Annotated in this window: 19 protein-coding genes; 13 read left to right on the forward strand and 6 right to left on the reverse strand. The window is 38.1% G+C overall.

Annotated features, from left to right (window positions below; genetic code table 11):
- The first annotated feature begins 49 nt into the window (after nucleotides 1–49).
- Entirely contained in the window at nucleotides 50–334 is a 285-nt protein-coding gene (locus tag ABVM52_RS08310; RefSeq protein WP_282048842.1) for a hypothetical protein, read from the forward strand.
- A gap of 117 nt (nucleotides 335–451) precedes the next feature.
- Here ABVM52_RS08310 and ABVM52_RS08315 read toward each other — a convergent pair whose 3' ends face one another.
- Nucleotides 452–2,182 carry a M28 family peptidase gene (locus tag ABVM52_RS08315; protein WP_405384952.1) on the reverse strand — a complete coding sequence of 577 codons (1,731 nt, stop codon included), beginning with the start codon at nucleotides 2,180–2,182 and terminating at the stop codon, nucleotides 452–454.
- 5 nt (nucleotides 2,183–2,187) lie between these two features.
- Nucleotides 2,188–3,639: a M20/M25/M40 family metallo-hydrolase gene (locus ABVM52_RS08320; RefSeq protein WP_405384953.1), complete on the reverse strand. Its 1,452-nt coding sequence runs from the start codon at nucleotides 3,637–3,639 to the stop codon at nucleotides 2,188–2,190.
- A 148-nt stretch (nucleotides 3,640–3,787) separates the two neighbouring features.
- Here ABVM52_RS08320 and ABVM52_RS08325 point away from each other — a divergent pair, with 148 nt between their 5' ends.
- Nucleotides 3,788–5,080, forward strand: coding sequence for an aminopeptidase P family protein (locus ABVM52_RS08325; protein ID WP_405384954.1), 1,293 nt, complete (start codon nucleotides 3,788–3,790; stop codon nucleotides 5,078–5,080).
- Nucleotides 5,081–5,088: 8 nt separating this feature from the next.
- Nucleotides 5,089–5,859, forward strand: coding sequence for an exodeoxyribonuclease III (locus tag ABVM52_RS08330; RefSeq protein WP_405384955.1), 771 nt, complete (start codon nucleotides 5,089–5,091; stop codon nucleotides 5,857–5,859).
- A gap of 59 nt (nucleotides 5,860–5,918) precedes the next feature.
- On the opposite strand, the gene ABVM52_RS08335 is transcribed toward ABVM52_RS08330, so the two are convergent.
- The gene (locus tag ABVM52_RS08335; RefSeq protein ID WP_405384957.1) at nucleotides 5,919–6,521 is read right to left on the reverse strand and encodes a fasciclin domain-containing protein; all 603 of its coding nucleotides are present in this window, start codon (nucleotides 6,519–6,521) and stop codon (nucleotides 5,919–5,921) included.
- Between the two features lie 139 nt (nucleotides 6,522–6,660).
- Here ABVM52_RS08335 and ABVM52_RS08340 point away from each other — a divergent pair, with 139 nt between their 5' ends.
- Nucleotides 6,661–8,082: a glycoside hydrolase family 140 protein gene (locus tag ABVM52_RS08340; protein ID WP_405384958.1), complete on the forward strand. Its 1,422-nt coding sequence runs from the start codon at nucleotides 6,661–6,663 to the stop codon at nucleotides 8,080–8,082.
- Here the strand turns inward: ABVM52_RS08340 and ABVM52_RS08345 are convergent.
- Entirely contained in the window at nucleotides 8,079–9,356 is a 1,278-nt protein-coding gene (locus tag ABVM52_RS08345) for a branched-chain amino acid transport system II carrier protein (protein WP_405384959.1), read from the reverse strand. The two genes, ABVM52_RS08340 and ABVM52_RS08345, sit on opposite strands and share 4 nt — an antisense overlap.
- A gap of 249 nt (nucleotides 9,357–9,605) precedes the next feature.
- On the opposite strand from ABVM52_RS08345, the gene ABVM52_RS08350 reads away from it, so the two are divergent.
- Complete coding sequence (locus tag ABVM52_RS08350) at nucleotides 9,606–9,824, forward strand: hypothetical protein (protein ID WP_405384960.1); 219 nt, start codon at nucleotides 9,606–9,608, stop codon at nucleotides 9,822–9,824.
- A 7-nt stretch (nucleotides 9,825–9,831) separates the two neighbouring features.
- Here ABVM52_RS08350 and thiL read toward each other — a convergent pair whose 3' ends face one another.
- Both thiL and ABVM52_RS08360 read right to left on the reverse strand, forming a co-directional pair.
- Nucleotides 9,832–10,875, reverse strand: coding sequence for a thiamine-phosphate kinase (gene thiL, locus ABVM52_RS08355; protein WP_405384961.1), 1,044 nt, complete (start codon nucleotides 10,873–10,875; stop codon nucleotides 9,832–9,834).
- 98 nt (nucleotides 10,876–10,973) lie between these two features.
- Nucleotides 10,974–12,431, reverse strand: a complete 1,458-nt coding sequence (locus ABVM52_RS08360) for a Gfo/Idh/MocA family protein (RefSeq protein WP_405384962.1) — start codon at nucleotides 12,429–12,431, stop codon at nucleotides 10,974–10,976.
- 140 nt (nucleotides 12,432–12,571) lie between these two features.
- Here ABVM52_RS08360 and ABVM52_RS08365 point away from each other — a divergent pair, with 140 nt between their 5' ends.
- The 8 genes from ABVM52_RS08365 (at nucleotide 12,572) to ABVM52_RS08400 (ending at nucleotide 20,911) form a co-directional block, all read left to right on the forward strand.
- Nucleotides 12,572–13,792: a choice-of-anchor B family protein gene (locus tag ABVM52_RS08365; RefSeq protein WP_405384963.1), complete on the forward strand. Its 1,221-nt coding sequence runs from the start codon at nucleotides 12,572–12,574 to the stop codon at nucleotides 13,790–13,792.
- Between the two features lie 2 nt (nucleotides 13,793–13,794).
- Nucleotides 13,795–15,138, forward strand: a complete 1,344-nt coding sequence (locus ABVM52_RS08370) for a hypothetical protein (RefSeq protein ID WP_405384964.1) — start codon at nucleotides 13,795–13,797, stop codon at nucleotides 15,136–15,138.
- 124 nt (nucleotides 15,139–15,262) lie between these two features.
- The gene (locus ABVM52_RS08375; protein WP_405384966.1) at nucleotides 15,263–15,592 is read left to right on the forward strand and encodes a HesB/IscA family protein; all 330 of its coding nucleotides are present in this window, start codon (nucleotides 15,263–15,265) and stop codon (nucleotides 15,590–15,592) included.
- Nucleotides 15,593–15,674: 82 nt separating this feature from the next.
- The gene (gene sufB, locus ABVM52_RS08380; protein ID WP_405384967.1) at nucleotides 15,675–17,120 is read left to right on the forward strand and encodes a Fe-S cluster assembly protein SufB; all 1,446 of its coding nucleotides are present in this window, start codon (nucleotides 15,675–15,677) and stop codon (nucleotides 17,118–17,120) included.
- Nucleotides 17,121–17,140: 20 nt separating this feature from the next.
- Nucleotides 17,141–18,013 carry an N-acyl homoserine lactonase family protein gene (locus ABVM52_RS08385; RefSeq protein ID WP_405384968.1) on the forward strand — a complete coding sequence of 291 codons (873 nt, stop codon included), beginning with the start codon at nucleotides 17,141–17,143 and terminating at the stop codon, nucleotides 18,011–18,013.
- 6 nt (nucleotides 18,014–18,019) lie between these two features.
- Complete coding sequence (gene sufC, locus ABVM52_RS08390; RefSeq protein WP_405384969.1) at nucleotides 18,020–18,772, forward strand: Fe-S cluster assembly ATPase SufC; 753 nt, start codon at nucleotides 18,020–18,022, stop codon at nucleotides 18,770–18,772.
- Between the two features lie 80 nt (nucleotides 18,773–18,852).
- On the forward strand, nucleotides 18,853–20,169 hold the full coding sequence (gene sufD / locus ABVM52_RS08395) for a Fe-S cluster assembly protein SufD (RefSeq protein ID WP_405384970.1): 1,317 nt from the start codon (nucleotides 18,853–18,855) through the stop codon (nucleotides 20,167–20,169).
- A gap of 121 nt (nucleotides 20,170–20,290) precedes the next feature.
- Nucleotides 20,291–20,911 (forward strand): outer membrane protein, encoded by a 621-nt coding sequence (locus ABVM52_RS08400; protein ID WP_405384971.1) that lies wholly within the window; start codon nucleotides 20,291–20,293, stop codon nucleotides 20,909–20,911.
- Nucleotides 20,912–20,917 lie beyond the last annotated feature (6 nt).

Genomic DNA, 20,917 nt, shown 5'->3' on the forward strand with positions numbered 1-20,917 from the left:
TAAAATAAATGTTAAATTATTGCCAAATAATCAATAAATATTTTAAAAAATGGAAGAGTATTTACCTTTAATTATTCAATTAGTATCTGGTGCAATAGGTGGAAATGTTGCAGGGAAATTATTGCCAAAACTTAATTTAGGAACCTTGGGGAATAGTATAGCCGGAATTCTAGGTGGCGGCTTAGGAGGATCCTTACTTGGTATGCTAGGTTTAGCTACCGATGGTGGTATGGATGTATCAGGAATTATATCTAGTTTAGCTGGAGGCGGTGTAGGTGGAGGTGTGATTATGGCAGTTATTGGTGTCATAAAAAACGCTATGGCCAAAAGCTAAGTTGTTAATCAGTTAAAATGTATTTAGGACTCTAGAAATGGAGTCCTATTTTTTTTATATAAGTATTTCATTGGTTTTATTATTGAATAAAAAGGGTTGTATTATCATTTCTATTGTTCATTCGTTAAGAAATTTTGTTTGTTTTTCATATTCGATGCTCATTTCACTCAGAGCTTTTTTAATGGCTTTTTGTACCGTTTTGTTTTCTTTTGGCACAACATCATTTAAAGAGAGGAGGGCTTTTACATACCATTCTTCCCAAGCAGTGATTATTTGCTTTTCTTCATCTATGGTGCTTCCCTTTGTAAGTGCCAACAGGCTTAATTTTGCTTCCTCCTCTAAACGTAGATTTGCACGTTCTTTTAATTTTTTTATCTGATCATATACAAAGGCATCAGATGCATTCACCAATTCCAATCCGCTTACCAATGCTGCCGTGCCTACATTTTTCATGGTTTCTTGAGATACCTTGTCTATACGGTCATTATCGGTATGGTAAAACTGGTCTGTAAAATGCCAAAGTAGAAGTCCGGGTATATCAGCCTGTAAAAACGGAGTATGATCACTGCCACCTTCAAAAGGATTGGTTTCTACCACCCAATTGGCATATTTCCCTTGTTTTTTAAAGTTTGAAATAATAAAATCATTGAGATAGTGTGGTTTCATATCCGCTAATTTTAACACCTCACCGCCCCATTCACTGTGTTTATCTTTTCCGCGGGTCCAAATGGCACTTGGGTCTGGCATTTTTTCAATCAAAAATGTTCCACCAGTTACTGAAGTGTTTTCACCTACCATATCTAGGCTAATTCCCCATTTAATTCCATTGGCACGTTGGGCGTCTTCTTGAATATACCGTCTGGTAGAAATAATTTCATCGCCCCATAAAAAGGTCATTGTTCGTTTAAAATCAATTTTACCTTCATCAAATAATCTGGCTGCAGTTCTTGCCATTTCCAGTTGTGTGCCAACCCCGGTGGCATTGTCATTTGCCCCTGGTTCTTGAACATGTGCACTGTATACCAAACGCTCATGAGGTAGTTCATTACCCTTTATATCCGCAACAATAGTTAGTTCTTCTGATGGATATCTTTTGGTCTGGATATTTACCATAATTTCGGTAGTACCTTTTTTAAGTGCTGCTACCAAATTTTCTTTTGCTTCGTAGGATAGCGCAATGCCCCAAAAATTGCCATCATCTTGAGAAGGAAGACTTCTAAACTGAATGGAAGTAGTGTTTTTTTCTGGCTGTAAATACGCAGGATTGTCATAGGTCAGTATGCCAATGGCACCTTTGCCAATTGCCGTTTTATACAATTTACGGGCACTCATTTCTGCAAATACAACTTTTCCCTTAATAGAGGCGGACTCAAAACCCTTTAAGGATTTTAACCAAACCACTTCAGTTTTTATTCCTTGTTTGGGTGTAGAAACCGAATTTAAATAGGTCATGTTACGGTTGGTGTCAGAAAGTAACAAAGGCTTGTTTTTACCGACAATTTGTAAAGAGGCAGATACAGGTTCCCAGGTTTGGTGGGTCATAGACCTTTTTTCGATACGATAGGTAAATCGGTCGTTTTCTTGTGCTTTTTCCTCTAAAACATAACCCGAAGCTTCTAAACTATCGGCGATGAGGTAAATGGTTTTATTGAATCCGGTATTGCCGACAACGCGCCAATAGTCTTCTACAAAATCTGTGGTCTCGTATGCCAGTTTACCCGTAAATTCAGGTCTTACAATAGTAAAATAATCTACTGGTTCTTCGTTGGGTTGCTGAGAGCATCCTACTATAAATGAAAAGCAGAGTATTGAGAGTACAATACCCTGCCTCTTTAGTATTTTTTTCAAAGGAATTATTCTTCCCATTTCCATTCGTTACCAATGATTAACTTCTCTTTTAAATTATTTTTGATCATAAATTCTTTTGTGGTTTCGCTATCCATTTTTGTGGCAGGTAAGGTATCGGTATTTGCAAGGGCATATAACATCATAGTGCCAAAACGAGCCGTGTTTTTCATGTGATCTTTATTTACCAAATGAAAATCGTCACAATCTGAATGGTAGCATCCATAAATTGAACGGTCTAGATTACTATGTACCGATAAAATTGGAACACCTTCTAACATAAATGGTTGGTGATCACTGTGCAAGCCTGATCTATTGGAAAATTTATTTTCATAAATAGTGTCTTGTTGCTGAATGGCTGCGCCCAAATCCTCAAAGAACTGTTCGTTATCTAACTGTCCGCCAGCGTTCATGCCAATAGGGTTGCCAGACATATCTAAATTCATCATGTATTTGATGTTGTCTATCGTTTTGTTTTCAATAGCCTGTTCCACTAAATATTTTGAACCAAGCAGTCCTTGTTCCTCTCCCATGAACATGACAAACTTTACGGTACGTTTTGGGTGAAGGTTATTTGCTTTGAACGCTCTTGCAATATCTATAACCGCAAAAGAACCAATACCATTATCAATAGCGCCGGTTGCTAGATCCCATGAATCTAAATGTCCGCCAATTACAATTTCTTCTTGCGGAATTTCTGAACCAGGTAATGTGGCTACAACGTTTCTTGCCTTAATAATATCGCTCGTATTGGTCATATCGATTTTGGCAGTAGCTTTTTTGGTTTTTAAAGTTTCCTTCAATGCCATACCGTCTTCTTTTCCAATACATACCGCAGGAATTGGAATTAATTCTCCAGTAACGGATGCCGTACCCGTTAATAAAACACCATTATCCACCTGGTTAATAATAATGATGCCAATTGCACCATATTTTATGGCTAAAGCAGTTTTTTCACTTCTATGTAAATTGGTAAGTCCTTCTTCACTTCCTGGTAAAATATTAATATATACCAGTGAAATCTTTCCTTTTACTGCGTCTGGGTTTGCGGCATAGTCTGCATCAAGACCATTGCCCATATCTACTATTTCTCCGGTAACATGTGCCTCTACAGGTGCATGACCCAAAGTCACTACCTTAACATCTTCATCGTTGATGGTTAAAGAGACATCACCTCTTGCCCAAGCTTCAACTTCAAAGGTTTGGTATTCAACGTCCTCAAAACCGTATTCCTTGAATTTGTTGTAGGTGTACTCTTCTGCTTTGGCACCATTAGTTGATCCCGTTAATCTGTGACCAATGGTTTCCGTAGCTTCTTTTAGTGTGCTATAGCCTTTGGAGTTTTGCTTAATTTCTGTGTCAATTCTTGCAAAGAGCTCGGCTTGAGATTCTTCTTTTTTAGCTTCTGAACATGCCTGTAGGCATAGTGCACCTATGATGAGGTAAGCGATTTTTTTCATGAGTTGTCTGTAGTTTGGTTTAGGTATACAAGTTAGCTAATTTGTTGTTAGGAAAGAACCGTTGCTGACTTGTAAATTTTATAATTCCATGCCCTATTTTTTAAGGAAACAACACATAATGCGTAATTTTATGTCAAAATAAAAATTCATGAAATACGATCAAATACCTAACTCCCTATTTATTAAGAACCGCAAGAAATTTATGGACCGCATGCAACCTAAAAGCATTGCCGTTTTTAATTCAAATGATATTTACCCAATAGGAGCGGATAGCGTTTTACCTTTTGAGCAACATAGAGATATCTTTTACCTTTCTGGGGCAGATCAAGAAGAAACCATATTAGTACTGTTTCCCGATGCCATCAACAAAAAGCATCGCGAAATTCTGTTTGTTCGTGAAACAAACGAACATATCGCTATTTGGGAAGGAGAAAAATTGACCAAGGAAAAGGCTACCGAAGTATCTGGTATTGAAACTATTTGCTGGTTACAAGATTTCGATAAGATTTTCTTCGATCTTATGACCGAGGCAGAAACGATATACTTTAATACCAACGAACATTATAGACAAGCGGTAGAAACGCAAACGCGAGAAGATCGTTTTATTGAAAAGTGTAAGCGAGAATATCCTGCTCATAAAGTTGCCAAGAGCAACCCCATTCTTCAAGAAATTAGAGGAATTAAGGAACCAGAGGAAATCGATATCATGCAAACCGCATGTAATATTACCGAAAAAGGTTTCCGTAGATTACTTGGTTTTGTAAAGCCGGGAGTAATGGAGTATGAAATTGAAGCCGAACTACTGCATGAATTTGTACGTAACAAATCTAAAGGATTTGCTTATCCGCCAATAATAGCGTCTGGTAACAATGCCAATGTGTTGCATTATTTAGAGAACAATAAGCCGTGTAATGCGGGCGATTTAATTTTGATGGATACTGCTGCCGAATATGCAAACTATTCAAGTGACCTTACAAGAACTATTCCTGTAAGCGGTACATTCACTAAAAGACAAAAAGAAGTTTATAATGCTGTTTTGCGAGTAAAGGACGAGGCTACCAAGATGTTGGTACCTGGAACGCTTTGGGCAGAATATCATAAAGAATGTGGTAAATTAATGACCTCTGAATTGTTAGGACTTGGGTTACTGGATAAGGCAGATGTGCAGAATGAGAACCCAGAATGGCCAGCATACAAAAAGTACTTTATGCACGGAACCAGTCACCACATTGGTTTAAATACGCATGATTACGGAGCATTGAAAACACCTATGAAAGCAAATATGGTATTTACCGTAGAACCGGGTATTTATATACCTGCAGAAAATATGGGAATCCGTTTAGAAGACGATGTGGTTATTCAAGAAAATGGAGAACCTTTAAACTTGATGGCAAATATACCGATCAAGGCAGATGAAATTGAAGAACTAATGAACAAATAAGAGCTGGCATGAAATTAGTATCGTGGAATGTGAATGGTATACGGGCATCCGTAAAAAAGGGTTTTGAAGAAATTGTAAAAGATTTTGATGCCGATGTGTTTTGTGTGCAAGAGACAAAAGCTCAAGATGATCAGGTTGCCGAAGCATTGAAAGAAATTACAGATTATGAACTGTTTAGCAACAGTGCCGAAAGAAAAGGCTACTCGGGTACAGGTATTCTATCAAAAGAAAAACCGGTTGCCTTTAATAAGAACATGGGTGTAGAACTTCATGATTTGGAAGGAAGAATTACACATGCGGAATATGAGCCCTTCCATTTAATCAATGTGTATATTCCTAATAGTGGTAGCGGATTAAAAAGATTGGATTACCGTGCAGGTTGGGACAAAGACTTTACCAATTACCTAAAAGAGTTGTCAAAGTCTAAACCGTTAATTATTACTGGCGATTTTAACGTGGCACATACCGAGAACGATTTGGCGAACCCAAAAAGCAATTACAATAAAACATCAGGATTTACACAAGTGGAGATTGATGGCTTTGACAACATGTTGAAAGAAGTCAAATTAGTAGATAGCTTTAGAACTCTACATCCTACAACATTTGACAAATATACCTTCTGGAGTATGAGAGGTGGTGCCAGAGGTAGAAACGTGGGTTGGCGTTTAGACTACTTTTTGGTCAGTGAATCTATTTGGGACAAGGTGAAATCTGCCGAAATTCATGATCAGATCATGGGCAGTGACCATTGTCCTATCAGTTTGGAAATTGAATTTTAAAAACAAAAAGCGGCCCACAATTGTGGGCCGCTTAAATTAAATGGGGGAATTTTTTAAAATTACATGCCCGGTAATACTACGGTATCCACAACATGTATAACTCCGTTGGACTGGTGTACATCTGCTATGGTAACCATAGACATATTACCACCAGCATCTTTTAACTGAACCTTCTTTCCTTTAAGCATAGCAGTTATAGTACCACCATTTACAGTAGTCAATTCAGCCTTACCTTTGCCTTCTTTTATCATCTTCATTAAGTCCATAGCACTGACGTTACCGGCAACAACGTGATAGGTAAGAACAGATTGAAGTTTTGCTTTGTTTTCTGTCATCAACAAAGTCTCAACAGTTCCTTCTGGTAACTTGTTAAAGGCTTCATTTGTAGGGGCAAAAACAGTAAATGGACCTTCACTTTGTAGCGTTTCAACCAAATCGGCAGCTTTTACGGCGGCAACCAATGTTGTATGATCTTTTGAGTTTACCGCATTTTCAACGATATTTTTATTAGGAAACATTTCTGCGCCACCTACCATTTTGGTGTCCATCATCATTTTTTCCTTCTTCTTCATTTTCATTCCGCCATCTTGGGCAATGGTAATAGAGGTGAATCCCAAACTAAGAGCAATGGTAGCAAGTGTAATAGTTTTTGAAATTTTCATATTTTATTTTTTTAGTATACACTACCTACGCACTATATATGAAAAGGTTTGAAATTTAAGTTTTCAATTCGTTTTCCATTTCATCAGTGTTGAATGAAATAGTATTATTTGTATTTTAGACACTTATAAAATGATGGTTATGATTAACTTAATTAGAGAAATAAAAATGATTGGAAACAAGCAGCTGAAATTAATCACCTATTTTTTAATTGTGCCATTTTTAGTTATTGCCCAAGAAATTAACGAGCTGCCAAAATTAGTTGTCTCGGAGAACCAAAGGTTTGTTGTAAGTGAAAATGAAGAACCTTTCTTTTGGTTAGGAGATACCGCATGGCTTATTTTTTCAAAATTAAGTAGGGAAGAAGCGGTAGATTATTTAAACGACCGTTCCGCAAAGGGCTTTAATGTTATTCAAGTAATGGTTTTACATGAGCTGGATAATCATAATTATTACGGTGACCCCGCATTGGAGGACAAGGATATTACCAAGCCGGTACTAACAAAAGGGTCTGATTATAATGATGATGCAGCATATGATTTCTGGGACCATGTAGACTATATTGTAGACCTTGCCAAAGAAAGGGGAATGTATGTTGCCATGGTGCCCATTTGGGGAACCAATCTTCAAAGCAATACCATTAATGTTGAAAATGCCAAAATTTATGCAGATTGGCTTTCAAAGAGGTATGCAAATAGATCCAACATTATTTGGTTAAATGGTGGGGATACCAAAGGAAATGAAAATTTGGAGATTTGGAATACTATAGGTGCTACCATTAAAAAGAATACACCTGATAAATTAATGACCTTTCATCCATTTGGACGAATGAAGTCATCAACATGGTTTCACAATGCAGATTGGTTAGATTTTAATATGTTTCAATCTGGGCATAGACGTTATGATCAGGAAGAGCCAGATTTTGGATATGGCCAAGACAATTATAAGTATGTTAACGATGATTTTGCTTTATTGCCCAAAAAACCGACCATAGATGGTGAACCTGCATATGAACGCATACCACAAGGACTTCATGACCCTAAAGAACCCTATTGGGAAACAGATGATGTAAGGCGTTATGCGTATTGGTCTGTTTTTGCAGGCGGGTTTGGGTTTACATATGGCCATAATGCAATTATGCAAATGCATAAGCCTGAAGATGAAAATCCCGCTTTTGGCGCAAAAGAATATTGGAGAGAGGCTTTACATGCGGATGGTGCCAAGCAAATGCAATATCTTAAGAAGTTACTACTATCCAAACCTATGCTAGAACGTGTCCCGGCACAAGAATTAATTGCTGGGGATAATGGGGATAAATATGACTACCTAATAGCTACTAAAGGTAAGGACTACGCTTTTATATATACGTACACGGGCAGAAACATAAAGGTAACTATGGGAGTTATTGAAGGGGAAAAGCTAAAGGCATCTTGGTATAATCCAAGAAATGGCAAATATTCTAACATAGGTGAATTTGCAAATAAAGGGCTAGTAGAATTTGACCCACCTAAAAAAGAGAAAGAGGGTAATGATTGGGTCTTGGTGTTAGAAAAAGTGGATTAAACCTTACTTGGTTTTTTCAAAAGATTAGTTAGTATAAACACTACCAAGGCAGGCAACACCCAACCTAAACTATACTGCTGAAGGGGAATCCAAGAAAAAGCGTTTGTATTGGCGGATAATGCACCAATACTTCCTAAAAAGTCAGGAATACTAAATAATATGGTGGCGGCGGTTACAGCTTTAAAAACCAAAGGTGATGCGTACTTTTCCGGTACCACATTCAATAAGATTAGAATAATGGTAATTGGGTATATAAACATTAAAGAGGGTATGGCCACTGCAATGATATAGGCCACATTAAACTGCCCTACAAGCACGCCCAAAACACTACCAAGAATTGCCGTTAGCGTGTATACCGATTTTGAATTATTTAATCTCGATGCCACAAAATCTGCTGTACCCGTAACAATACCTACCGCAGTTGTAAAACATGCCAAACCAACAAGAATACTTAAAAACAAATTACCGATGTTGCCCAAACTCTGTTTTGCCAAGCCAGACAATATCTCCGTTCTTGTAGTTTCTTCGTTAAAAGCTGTATGCGATAATGCCCCAGAAAGAATTAAACCCGTATAGATTAAGAACAAGGCTAAACCGGCAAACCAAGCAGCGTTTCTGATCAAGGTTTTCTTATCGTCATATGATGCATGAACATATTTTAGATTGATAGATATAATAATGACCCCGCCAACAACTACTGCGCCAATGGCATCAAAGGTTTGATAGCCTTCCAATATTCCGTTGGTGAACGGACTTGCAATAATTGTACTCCCAAAATCGAACGGAAAAGAGAAAACGGTTATGCCAATGATCAGTAGGAGTATAATGATGATTGCGGGAGTTAAAACCTTACCTAGTATATTTAATATTTTAGAACGGTTCAATGCAAATAGTAAGACCAAACCAAAATAAATACTGCTGGTATACCAAGAAGAAATATCCCAATAGGGTTGAATTGCCATTTCGTGGGTAACCGAAGCGGTTCTAGGACTTGGTAACGCTATAGCAATGGCATAGATAAAAAAAGCATAGACTAAACTAAATATGGGCGATACCTTATTTCCAAAATCTATTAGTGTGCCTTGTAATTTTGCATGGGCCAAAATTCCCAATACGGGTATGGCAACGGCAGATAGTCCAAAACCTATGGTTACAATGAGCCATTGACTTCCAGAATTAAAGCCCAATAATGGGGGTAAAATTAGATTGCCCGCCCCAAAAAAAAGAGAGAACAGCGCAAAGGCAGTTACAAGGGTTTCCTTCTTTTTAAACATAGATGCAATTTAAGCGAAAGATTATTAAATAACAGAGTTGCCACGGATTTTGATGTGCTAAAACACCAAAAAAGAAAAGGTTGACAACAGGATAGGTCAGACTCACAACAAATAGTGGGCCAGTTCTTTGTTTTACAGTACCTTAACATTAAGAAATTAAGCGTATGCAATTTCCTATTTATTAAACCCAATTATAAACCGCATTTTTAGATTACCCAGATTGTAACCTTTGCACCAAAAACCTACAACATGAAAAAATTATTCTGCAGCATCTTTGGCCATCACTATTCCATCTCCAAAAAAGTTACTTCCCATATTAAAGAATACAAGTGTGTTCATTGCCAAAAACAAGTGACTACAGATGTAAGTGGTAACCTTTCTAGCTTAACCCCAGAATTACAGGATATTAATAGGACCTTAGAGCGCATTTATCAAAGAAGACATACCTCTACCCAACAAGTAGCATAGCCCTATTTTACGAAAATGAGTTCCAGCCCTGTGCGGTCAACGGAATTTTTGTATTATTCCTGGAAATTAAGAAAGCACCTTCATTTTCTCCCGTCGTATGCCCTATAACGGTAAAATTAGGATTGCCCTTAATTTTTGGGAATTCTTTTTGGTCAATGGTGAATAACAACTCATAATCTTCACCACCGCTTAAGGCCACCAAAGTACTATCCATTTTAAATTCCTCACAGGCGGCAATCACGGTGGGATCAAGAGGAATCTTATCCTCATATAAATCTATCCCTAGTCCACTACTTTTGCTCAAATGCAATATTTCCGATGAAAGTCCGTCACTAATATCGATCATAGAAGTTGGATGAACCTCTAGTTTTTTTAATAGTTCAGGCATGTCTTTTCTGGCTTCGGGCTTCAATTGTCGCTCTACGATATAGGAATACGGTTCTAGGTCGGGCTGACTGTTGGGGTTTACTTTAAACACCTCTTTTTCCCTTTCCAATACTTGTAGACCCATATATGCGGCACCTAAATCGCCCGTTACCACCAAAAGGTCATTTAGTTTTGCGCCAGAGCGGTATGCTATATCCTCCTCGTTGGCAATACCTAAAGCGGTAACGCTGATCATTAATCCGGTCTTTGAGGATGTGGTATCCCCACCCACCAAATCAACATTGTAAATCTTACATGCAGTGGCCACACCTGCATACAATTCTTCCAAAGCTTCTAATGGAAACCTGTTAGAAACCGCAATGGAAATGGTTACTTGCGTAGCCGTTGCATTCATTGCATAAATATCGGACAGGTTGACCATAATGGCCTTATAGCCTAAATGCTTTAAAGGCATATAAGCAAGATCAAAATGTACGCCTTCTATTAATAGGTCTGTACTAACAACCGTTTTTTTACTTTCGTAATCCAGAACGGCAGCATCATCACCAATACCCTTTACCGTAGATTTTTGCTTTATTTCAAAACCTTTGGTGAGATGTTCTATAAGTCCAAATTCACCTAATTTTTCTAACGATGTTCTTTCTTGTTCTTTATCTTCTAGCATGTTGCAAAAATAAGAAGTAAAACAAGATGTATGGCATAAAAAAGACCGAAGCTGAAAAGCATCGGTCTTAGTGTTGAAATAATAAGGTTATAAAAGGCTTATCCTAATGAATACCCATCTCTGTATGTACGTTTTACATATTTGTTTGCAGGTTCAAAATTGGTAATCTTCATATTGGCCGCATCCCATTGTAAACGCTTTCTGCCATAGTATTGTTTTCCACCACCCCAGAAGCTTTGGTTTTCTACGGTTGGATCTACTTCAAAGTACGATTTCAAGGCCAAGTTTCCAATAAGGATACTTTCCGTAAACGGACCGGCGTAATCAAAAGAAGAACTTGTTTCCGCATTTCCGTAACCGGCCATACATGCATTTACCCATTGTAAATAGTGACCTTCCGGTACACGTGCAATGGTTTGTTCAACTTCAAATTGTTCGTTTAAGGATAATGGAAGCAAACGCGGATTTGCACCATAGCAATCTGCCATCAATTTTCCTTTTGTACCTATGAACAGTACGCCGCCATCCCAGTTTCCTAAAGCTTCATCATCACCTAGTTCTTCCGGTCTTTCCGGTAATAAGCCACCATCCATCCAAGTAACCTTTATTTTGCCTTTACCATCCGTTCTTGGGTAGCTTAAATGTATTTTACTGGAGTTAGGGAAACTCTTAGGGTAATCTTTGTACTGGAAATTACCACTGAAAGAATCAGATACACTACACTCTACAGTATCAGGATATAAAATTGGTAAGATTCTATAAACAGGATCCATAATATGGCATGCCATATCGCCCAAAGCACCTGTTCCAAAATCTGACCAACCTCTCCAATCAAAAGGAAGATATGCGTCATTATAATCTCGCATGGCTGCAGTACCTAACCAAAGGTCCCAATTCAAGCCTTTTGGCATACGGTCTTTCTTTGTAGGTGTTTGTAAGGCTTGTGGCCAAATGGCCCTGTTGGTCCAACATTTTACGGTATGTACTTCGCCAATAATACCGGTATCATAAATTTCCTTCATTTTACGCACCCCATCGCCAGAACCGCCTTGGTTGCCCATTTGTGTAACTACCTTGAATTTTTTTGCGGCTTCGGTCAACATTCTTGCTTCCCAAATATCATGGGTCAACGGTTTTTGTACATACACATGTTTGCCCATGGACATTGCTTGGTAAGCTGCAACGGCATGGTTGTGATCTGGAGTAGAAACGGATACCGCATCAATATTGTTACCTTCCTTGTCCAGCATTTCCCTAAAATCATTATAGTAACTTGCTTTGGGAAAAGCTTCTCTAGAGGCAACTGCCTGTCTGTTATCTACATCACATAATGATACAATGTTGACATTTGGACTTTCTGCGAAGGAAGCAATATCACTTTGCCCTTTACCGCCAACGCCAATACCAGCAATATTTAATTTATCGCTAGGGGCAATAAATCCTGTGCCGCCCAATACATGTCTAGGAACGATCATAAACCCGGCTGCGGCCATACCGGTATTTTTCATGAATTTTCTGCGCGAATTCTTTTTTAAATGTGTCTTTTTGTTTGACATAAGGTAATCTTATTTTTGTTGTTAGTTGATTTGATCATCAAGATAATTTAATTATAGCAATTATCTAATGCTGATTGTAGTTTTATGATTTTTCATAAAATGCAATTAGTATCTTTAAGTATTGATTATAAAATAATTGCATGAAAAAGGTCATTTATCTTTTAACATTTTTTGGTTTTGTGGGATGCTCTTCCGATAATGAGCAAGAGGAAAATAATTTACCTGATGTTGCCAGCTCAACTGCTGCACCCTGTGAAAATGGTATGGCAGGTGTTTATCCTTGTAATGGCTATGATTTTATGGCCAATATTTCATTGGAGACAATGAATGCAGCTTTCGGTAATGATATTTGGGGCTGGACAGATGCCCAATCTGGAAAAGAGTACGCGGTTATGGGGCTGGACAATGGAACTGCCTTTGTGGATATATCAGATGGGGAACAACCTATTTATTTGGGCAAGTTGCCAACAGCGACCACTTCCAGTTCATGGAGAGATGTTAAGGTGTATGGAGATTACGCCTATATTGTTGCAGAGGCCAATAATCATGGGGTTCAGGTCTTTGACCTAAAGAAGCTAAGGAACATTGAAAATCCTCCGCAAATTTTTACAGAAGACGGTAATTATAACGGTATTGGTAATGCACATAATATCGTAATCAATCCCTCTTCCGGATTTGCCTATCCCGTAGGTACAAATAGGGATGATGCCTATAATGGTGGGGTACATTTTCTTGACCTCCAGAACCCAGTTGCCCCTGTGCCTGTTGGTGGTTGGGGTGTAAACGGCTATACCCATGACGCCCAGGTGATAACCTATAATGGTCCCGACAGTAACTTTCAAGGTTCTGAAATATTTGTTGGCGCCAATGAAGATCAGGTCGTCATTGTAGATATTACCAATAAAAATACACCAGTTACGCTGGCTACCTTGCCGTACCCTAATATTGGCTATACCCACCAAGGGTGGTTTACCGATGATCAACGATATTTTATTCTAGGGGACGAGTTAGATGAAATACAGCAAGGCTTTAATACCAGGACTTTGGTTTTTGATATGGCCAATTTGGAGAATCCTATTTTGCACCATACCTATTTAGGACCTACCAGCGCCATTGACCATAATGGATATATTTTGGGAAATGATTTTTTTCTTGCCAATTATACTGCAGGGGTTCGGGTATTGGATATATCAAATATAGAAGACCGCGTAATGACCGAAAAGGCATTTTTTGATACCTACCCGGCAAATGACAACACCCAATTTTCCGGGGTGTGGAGTGTTTACCCTTATTTTGAAAGCGGGCATGTCATTATCAGTGATATAGACGGCGGACTTTTCATCATTAAAAAATCGGATTAGTAATGCGAAAAATTGCACTATTTGCCTGTATTCTTTGTTGTTTTTCTTGTGTAAAGGAAGATGCGGAAACCACCTTTACTTCTTTGGAAACTACTTTTAAAGGAGAATTGGAATGGGTTAAAAATTATGGCGGTAGTAGTGATGAAAGCGCACATGCCATTATCAAAACCAATGATGGTGGTTTTGCAATTATTGGTTATACAGGAAGTATTAATGGCGATATACATACCAAGGAAGCTGAAGAAAACGATTATTGGCTCCTAAAGTTTGATAGTAATGCAAATTTACAGTGGAACAAGACCTATGGGGGTAGCAAGGATGATATTGGTCAAAGTTTGGCGCAGACTACGGACGGAGGGTTTATTGTAGCCGGTTACGCCATGAGTAATGACGGTGATGCCACCAATAATGAAGGGTTTCATGATAATTGGATCATAAAATTGGACCCTAAGGGCAATTTGGAATGGCAAAGTAGTTACGGTTTTTCCGGTCACGACCATTCCTATGATATTATTGAAGCGTCTCAAGGCGGCTATTTTTTTGCCGGTTTTCTAGATATCACATCGGCACGGGCAGATGGCACTATAGAGAAAGAGGGTTCCATTACTAGCCATGGCGTGGGTGAGTTTTGGGGCATTAAAGTTGATGAGGAAGGCAGTTTACAATGGCGGGGTTATTTTGGCGGTACAAATAATGACCGTGCACATAGTGTGGTGCAAAGTGATGATGGTGGTTTTGTCATGGCCGGTTTTACCGAGAGTGATGATTATGATATTAGCAATACCAATGGTAGTTATGATTTTTGGGTCATAAAGGTCGATGCGTTTGGTAATCTAGTGTGGGAGCAGACATTTGGGGGAGAAGGTATAGAGGTTGCCTATGATATAGCCAAAACCTCAGATGGTGGGTTTGTGGTCGTCGGTAACACTTTTAGTACTAACGGTGATATTTTATTCAATCATGGAGAATCTGATCTATGGATGATAAAGCTTGATGAGGATGGAAACTTAATTTGGGAGCAAACCTATGGCGGCAGTCAGTTTGATTTGGCACAGGCTGTTGTGGAAAGTAAGGATGGCGGACTTTTAATAACGGGAAATTCTAAAAGCAGTGACCAAGATACGTCTTCCAATTCTGGGGAAAATGATATTTGGTTGGTGAAAACGAACAAGACGGGCCATTTGGTTTGGCAAGAATCTTTTGGAGGTTCTGGCCTAGATTTTGGCTTTGACCTTATAGAAAATTCAGATGGTAGCGTCATTGTAGTGGGCCAATCCTCAAGTAATGATTTTAACGCCTTGAACCACAAAGGAAATTCAGATTTGGTCCTTCTAAAAATCAAATAAAATTTACCAGTTTTTTTTATAGGATTCTCCTATGTAGATATACGTTATAATAATGTTAGGTTCTATGGTAAAAACCTACTTATAACGTATATTTGTAAACTATTTAGATTAAATCCAGTTAATTATGATTCAAGTATCAGAAACGGCTAAACAGAAAGTCATCAACCTTATGACAGAGGAAGGTTTTGATGCCACGAAGGATTATGTGCGCGTGGGTGTTAAGAGCGGCGGTTGTAGTGGATTGTCTTATGAATTAAATTTTGATAACAAAAAGGATGAAGCCGATAAGGTTTTTGAAGATAACGATGTACGTATCATTGTAGATAAAAAAAGTTTTTTATACTTGGTAGGTACGGTATTGGAATACTCTGGCGGACTAAACGGCAAGGGGTTTGTTTTTAATAATCCTAACGCACAAAGAACGTGCGGTTGTGGTGAGAGTTTTTCATTATAAATTAAAGTGAAGTTTTAAATATGTTAAAAAGGAATGTGGTTACTTTTAACGCATTACCTTTTAGCTTATTAACTATAAATATATGGCATATACAGAAGAAGAATTAAAAAAAGAATTAGAAACCAAGGAGTATGAATATGGTTTCTATACCGATATAGAATCTGAAACGTTTCCTAATGGTTTAAGCGAAGAAATCGTTATTGCCATATCCAAGAAAAAGGAGGAACCGGAATGGATGACGCTTTGGCGTTTAGAGGCTTTTAAATATTGGAAAGAAATGGTTGAGCCAGAATGGGCCAATGTACATTACCAAAAACCAGATTTTCAAGCTATATCATACTATTCCGCACCAAAAAAGGCAGATCCCAACAAAACATTGGATGATGTTGATCCAGAATTGTTGGAGATGTACAAGAAATTGGGAATTTCCGTAGATGAGCAAAAGAAACTTCAGAATGTTGCGGTGGATATCGTAATGGATTCTGTATCCGTTGCAACTACGTTCAAGAAAACATTGGCAGAAAAAGGTATTATATTCTGCTCAATTTCAGAAGCTATTAAGGAGCATCCGGAATTGGTAAAGAAATATATTGGCTCCGTTGTACCTAAAAGAGACAATTTTTACGCAGCATTGAATTCCGCTGTTTTTTCAGACGGTAGTTTCTGTTACATTCCTAAAGGTGTACGTTGCCCTATGGAGCTTTCAACGTATTTTAGAATTAATCAGGCAGGTACGGGCCAGTTTGAACGTACGTTGGTCATTGCAGATGAAGATAGTTATGTAAGTTATCTTGAAGGATGTACCGCACCTTCTAGAGATGAGAACCAATTACACGCGGCAGTAGTAGAGCTTATTGCCTTGGATGGTGCTGAAATTAAATATTCTACGGTTCAAAATTGGTTCCCAGGAGGTAAAGATGGTAAAGGTGGGGTCTATAATTTTGTGACTAAAAGAGGGCTTTGCGAGAAAAACGCTAAAATTTCTTGGACACAGGTAGAAACGGGTTCTGCAGTTACTTGGAAATATCCTTCTTGTATTTTAAAGGGTGATAATTCCATTGGGGAATTTTATTCTATTGCGGTTACCAATAATTACCAACAGGCAGATACGGGTACTAAAATGGTCCATATTGGAAAGAATACAAAAAGTACCATTATCTCCAAAGGGATATCCGCAGGAAAGTCACAAAATAGTTATCGTGGATTGGTGCAGGTAAATAGCCGTGCAGAAGGGGCGCGTAACTTTTCTCAGTGCGATTCGCTCTTAATGGGTAATGAATGTGGCGCACACACTTTCCCTTATATTGAGGCGAAGAACAAATCTGCCATGATAGAGCATGAAGCTACGACGAGTAAAATTGGTGAAGATCAAATTTTTTACTGTAACCAAAGAGGTATAGATACGGAAAAAGCAATTGCTTTGATCGTAAACGGTTTCAGTAAAGAGGTCTTGAACAAATTACCGATGGAGTTTGCCGTGGAAGCACAAAAACTATTGGAAATTAGTTTAGAAGGTTCTGTAGGATAAATTATTGATAAGAAATACGAATGAGAAAATTTTTGATCATAGCCGTCCTAATTGCTACATATAGCTGCAAGGAAAATACAAATAAGGCCAAAGCCGAAGATGCTGCCGTAGAGGTTAGTGCCCCGGAAGTTAAACTGTACACCTTTAATGGAGGTACTGTGATGGTCAATAATTTAGAGTTGTTTTCTCAGGACACGACATATCAGGGTCAAACCAAGGAATTTGCCGATCCGTTTTATGTAATCAGTCACCCAAAAGGAAATTTAATGTGGGATGCCGGATTGCCGGAAGGCTTAATTGCCATGGATGAACCTTTTACGGATCCAAGTGGCGCATTTACCGTTTCTAGAAAAGATTCTGTGGTTAATCAATTGGAGCGTATTGGTATGTCACCATCCGATATACAATATATTGCATTATCACACACGCATTTTGACCATAGCGGCCATGCCAATGTGTTTAAAGATGCTACATGGTTAGTACAGCAAAGTGAATATGATTTTATTACCAGTGAGGAGTCACAAAAGAATAATGCGGATAACTATAACGCAATAAAAGAATTGACCAAGACTCAAACACTTAAAGGTGATCATGATGTCTTTGGCGATGGTACCGTAGTTATTAAATCTATGCCGGGGCATACTCCCGGACATCAGGTTTTATATGTTGATTTAGCCGAAACGGGTCCGGTATTGTTATCAGGAGATTTATATCACCTCTATCAAAATAGGGAACATAAAAGAGTTCCTATTTTTAATTATGATGTTGAACAGACATTCCATAGCATGACTGACTTTGAAGCATTGGCCAAAGAGAACAATGCCAAGGTTTATCTGCAGCACTCAAAAGAAGATTTTAATAAAATGCCTAAGGCACCAGAATATTTAAAGTAACATATTATGTTGAAAATTACAAACTTACACGCTAGCGTGGAGGATAAGGAAATACTAAAAGGAATAAACCTAGAAGTTAAGGCAGGTGAAGTACATGCGATCATGGGTCCTAATGGCTCTGGAAAAAGTACGCTTGCATCGGTAATAGCGGGTAAAGAGGATTTTGAGGTGACGGAAGGCACCATAGAATTGGAAGGAGAGGATTTAGAAGATGTAGCTCCAGAAGAAAGAGCCCATAAAGGTGTTTTTCTTTCTTTTCAGTACCCAGTAGAAATTCCAGGAGTATCCGTAACCAACTTTATGAAAACTGCGATCAACGAATCACGTAAGGCTAGAGGTCTTGAAGATATGCCTGCAAAGGAGATGTTGAAGTTGATTCGTGAAAAATCTGAATTATTGGAGATCGATCGTAAATTCTTGTCTCGCTCATTGAACGAAGGTTTTTCCGGTGGAGAGAAAAAGAGAAATGAAATTTTCCAAATGGCTATGTTAGAACCAAAAGTGGCTATTTTGGATGAAACGGATTCCGGTTTGGATATTGATGCCTTACGTATTGTTTCTAACGGAGTAAACAAACTAAAAAGTAAGGACAATGCGGTAATCTTGATTACGCACTACCAACGTTTGCTAGAATATATTGTTCCTGATTTTGTCCATGTTTTACACAACGGGAAAATTGTGAAATCCGGTGGTAAGGAATTGGCACTGGAACTTGAGGAAAAAGGATACGACTGGTTAAAGCAAGAAGCGGCAGTGTAATATAAGTATACAGTATTCAGGGGCAGTGATCAGATATAAGGAACTGCCATCTGCTACTGCTAACTGGCAACTGAAAAAATATGGATTTAAAAGATAAATTAATTTCTTCCTTTATGGCGTTTGAGAACAATGTGGACGTGGAGCATCCCGTGCACGAGGTTCGTATGGCCGCCATTAAGAATTTTGAGGAAAAAGGATTTCCTACCAAAAAACAAGAGGCTTGGAAGTATACCTCCTTAAATAGTTTACAGAAAATAGATTTTAGTATTTTTCCAAAGCAGGAAAATACATTAGAGTATAAAGATGTTAAGCGCTACTTTCTTCATGAAATAGATTCGTACAAGATTGTATTCGTTGATGGTATTTATAGCTCTTACCTTTCTGAAACTACACATGATGGGGTAGACATTTGCTTAATGAGTTCTGCATTGACCAAGCCAATGTACAAGCCCGTTATTGATGTTTATTTCAATAAGATTGCTTCAAAGGATGAGTCTTTGACTTCCTTGAACACCGCGTTTAGTAGAGAAGGGGCCTATATCTACATTCCAAAGAACAAAATGCCTAAAAAACCTATTGAGATTTTACATTTCTCTACAGGTAATGAGGCTTCTTTAATGTTGCAGCCCAGGAATCTTGTGGTGGTTGAAGAAAATGCAGAGGTTCAAATTATTGAGCGTCACCAAAGTTTGACGTCCAATGACATCCTTACCAATGCCGTTACGGAAATATATGCGGATAAAAATGCTATAATAGATTTTTATAAAATCCAGAATGATGCGGCTAATGCATCGTTAATAGATAACACTTATATTGATCAGAAAGATAAGAGTGTCGTAAAGGTGCATACTTTTTCGTTTGGCGGAAAAATGACACGTAATAATCTTAATTTCTATCAAAATGGGGAGTATATAGACTCTACCATGAAGGGGATTACCATATTGGGCGAGAAACAACATGTAGACCATCATACCTTGGTACATCATATTGAGCCTAATTGCGAAAGCCACCAAGATTATAAAGGTATTTACGGAGATAGTTCAACCGGAGTCTTCAATGGTAAGATCGTTGTGGATAAAATTGCACAAAAGACCAATGCTTTTCAACAAAACAACAATATTCTAATTAGTGATAAGGCAAGTATCAATACAAAGCCACAATTAGAGATTTTTGCGGATGATGTAAAATGCTCCCATGGTTGTACCATTGGCCAGTTAGATGAAGATGCCATGTTTTATCTGCAATCCAGAGGTATTCCAGAAAAAGAAGCTAGGGCCTTATTAATGTATGCCTTTGCCAACAATGTATTGTCATCGGTGCGTATTCCTGAATTAAAGACGAGAATTAATAAACTGATTGCTAAGAAACTTGGGGTAAACCTTGGGTTCGATTTGTAGAGACATTCATTATTTTATTCAATATTATTAACGGTTCGTTAGGTCATTCTTAACGAACCGTTGTGTTTTCCTACGTATATTTTAGATTAGTTTGGCCGTATCAATATAAATCCGACTTAATATGAAAAGATCTTTACTTGTAATGTTTTTGGTAATGTTTACGTATTGCGTTAGTGCGCAAAACAAGAAATGGAGTGTTGAGGCTAATTACCCCGCCAATGTTTCTAAAAATGATGGAGACGTCGAATTAAACGGTATAATTGATTTGGGAATAAAATACCGGTTTATGGATTTAGGAGCCGTTCAATTAGGAGCTGGCTTAAATACTGCTTTGTTAAGGAACGAAGATAATTTTATTTACGGTGGTCCAGGATTTGAGAATCGAGAATTTAATTACGAAGCAAAGCAAATATTGGTTCAGCCAAAACTATTTGCGGAATTGGCTATTCCAGGATTGGCAAGACTAAAACCTCAAATAGCCCTGGGATATACGGTTGCGGTAGACGATTATTATTATAATGACGGGGGTAATGTAGAGGCGGACTATTCAAATACGAATGGGGGTTTAAATTTAAATTTGGGGATTTCCTATGACCTTTCCAGTCGCTTTTTTATACAAGTGCAATATGATTATCTGAACGTACATAAGAAAGGGGAGGAAACTAGGAACGATCAAACGTATTCTTATGATATCAAAGAAAAAATAGGTTTGTTAAAAGTTGGTGTAGGATTCCGATTTTAAAATGAA

It is taken from the genome of Maribacter sp. LLG6340-A2 (assembly GCF_045057105.1).
Lineage (GTDB): Bacteria > Bacteroidota > Bacteroidia > Flavobacteriales > Flavobacteriaceae > Maribacter.

Coding starts and splice junctions, on each gene's coding strand:
- ABVM52_RS08320 (WP_405384953.1), bottom strand. CDS start 3,639: ATGAAAAAAATCGCTTACCTCATCATAGGTGCACTATGCCTACAGGCA.
- sufB (WP_405384967.1), top strand. CDS start 15,675: ATGGCATATACAGAAGAAGAATTAAAAAAAGAATTAGAAACCAAGGAG.
- ABVM52_RS08360 (WP_405384962.1), bottom strand. CDS start 12,431: ATGTCAAACAAAAAGACACATTTAAAAAAGAATTCGCGCAGAAAATTC.
- ABVM52_RS08325 (WP_405384954.1), top strand. CDS start 3,788: ATGAAATACGATCAAATACCTAACTCCCTATTTATTAAGAACCGCAAG.
- ABVM52_RS08385 (WP_405384968.1), top strand. CDS start 17,141: ATGAGAAAATTTTTGATCATAGCCGTCCTAATTGCTACATATAGCTGC.
- ABVM52_RS08345 (WP_405384959.1), bottom strand. CDS start 9,356: ATGTTTAAAAAGAAGGAAACCCTTGTAACTGCCTTTGCGCTGTTCTCT.
- sufC (WP_405384969.1), top strand. CDS start 18,020: ATGTTGAAAATTACAAACTTACACGCTAGCGTGGAGGATAAGGAAATA.
- thiL (WP_405384961.1), bottom strand. CDS start 10,875: ATGCTAGAAGATAAAGAACAAGAAAGAACATCGTTAGAAAAATTAGGT.
- ABVM52_RS08365 (WP_405384963.1), top strand. CDS start 12,572: ATGAAAAAGGTCATTTATCTTTTAACATTTTTTGGTTTTGTGGGATGC.
- ABVM52_RS08310 (WP_282048842.1), top strand. CDS start 50: ATGGAAGAGTATTTACCTTTAATTATTCAATTAGTATCTGGTGCAATA.
- ABVM52_RS08350 (WP_405384960.1), top strand. CDS start 9,606: ATGAAAAAATTATTCTGCAGCATCTTTGGCCATCACTATTCCATCTCC.
- ABVM52_RS08335 (WP_405384957.1), bottom strand. CDS start 6,521: ATGAAAATTTCAAAAACTATTACACTTGCTACCATTGCTCTTAGTTTG.
- ABVM52_RS08375 (WP_405384966.1), top strand. CDS start 15,263: ATGATTCAAGTATCAGAAACGGCTAAACAGAAAGTCATCAACCTTATG.
- ABVM52_RS08400 (WP_405384971.1), top strand. CDS start 20,291: ATGAAAAGATCTTTACTTGTAATGTTTTTGGTAATGTTTACGTATTGC.
- ABVM52_RS08340 (WP_405384958.1), top strand. CDS start 6,661: ATGATTAACTTAATTAGAGAAATAAAAATGATTGGAAACAAGCAGCTG.
- ABVM52_RS08330 (WP_405384955.1), top strand. CDS start 5,089: ATGAAATTAGTATCGTGGAATGTGAATGGTATACGGGCATCCGTAAAA.
- sufD (WP_405384970.1), top strand. CDS start 18,853: ATGGATTTAAAAGATAAATTAATTTCTTCCTTTATGGCGTTTGAGAAC.
- ABVM52_RS08370 (WP_405384964.1), top strand. CDS start 13,795: ATGCGAAAAATTGCACTATTTGCCTGTATTCTTTGTTGTTTTTCTTGT.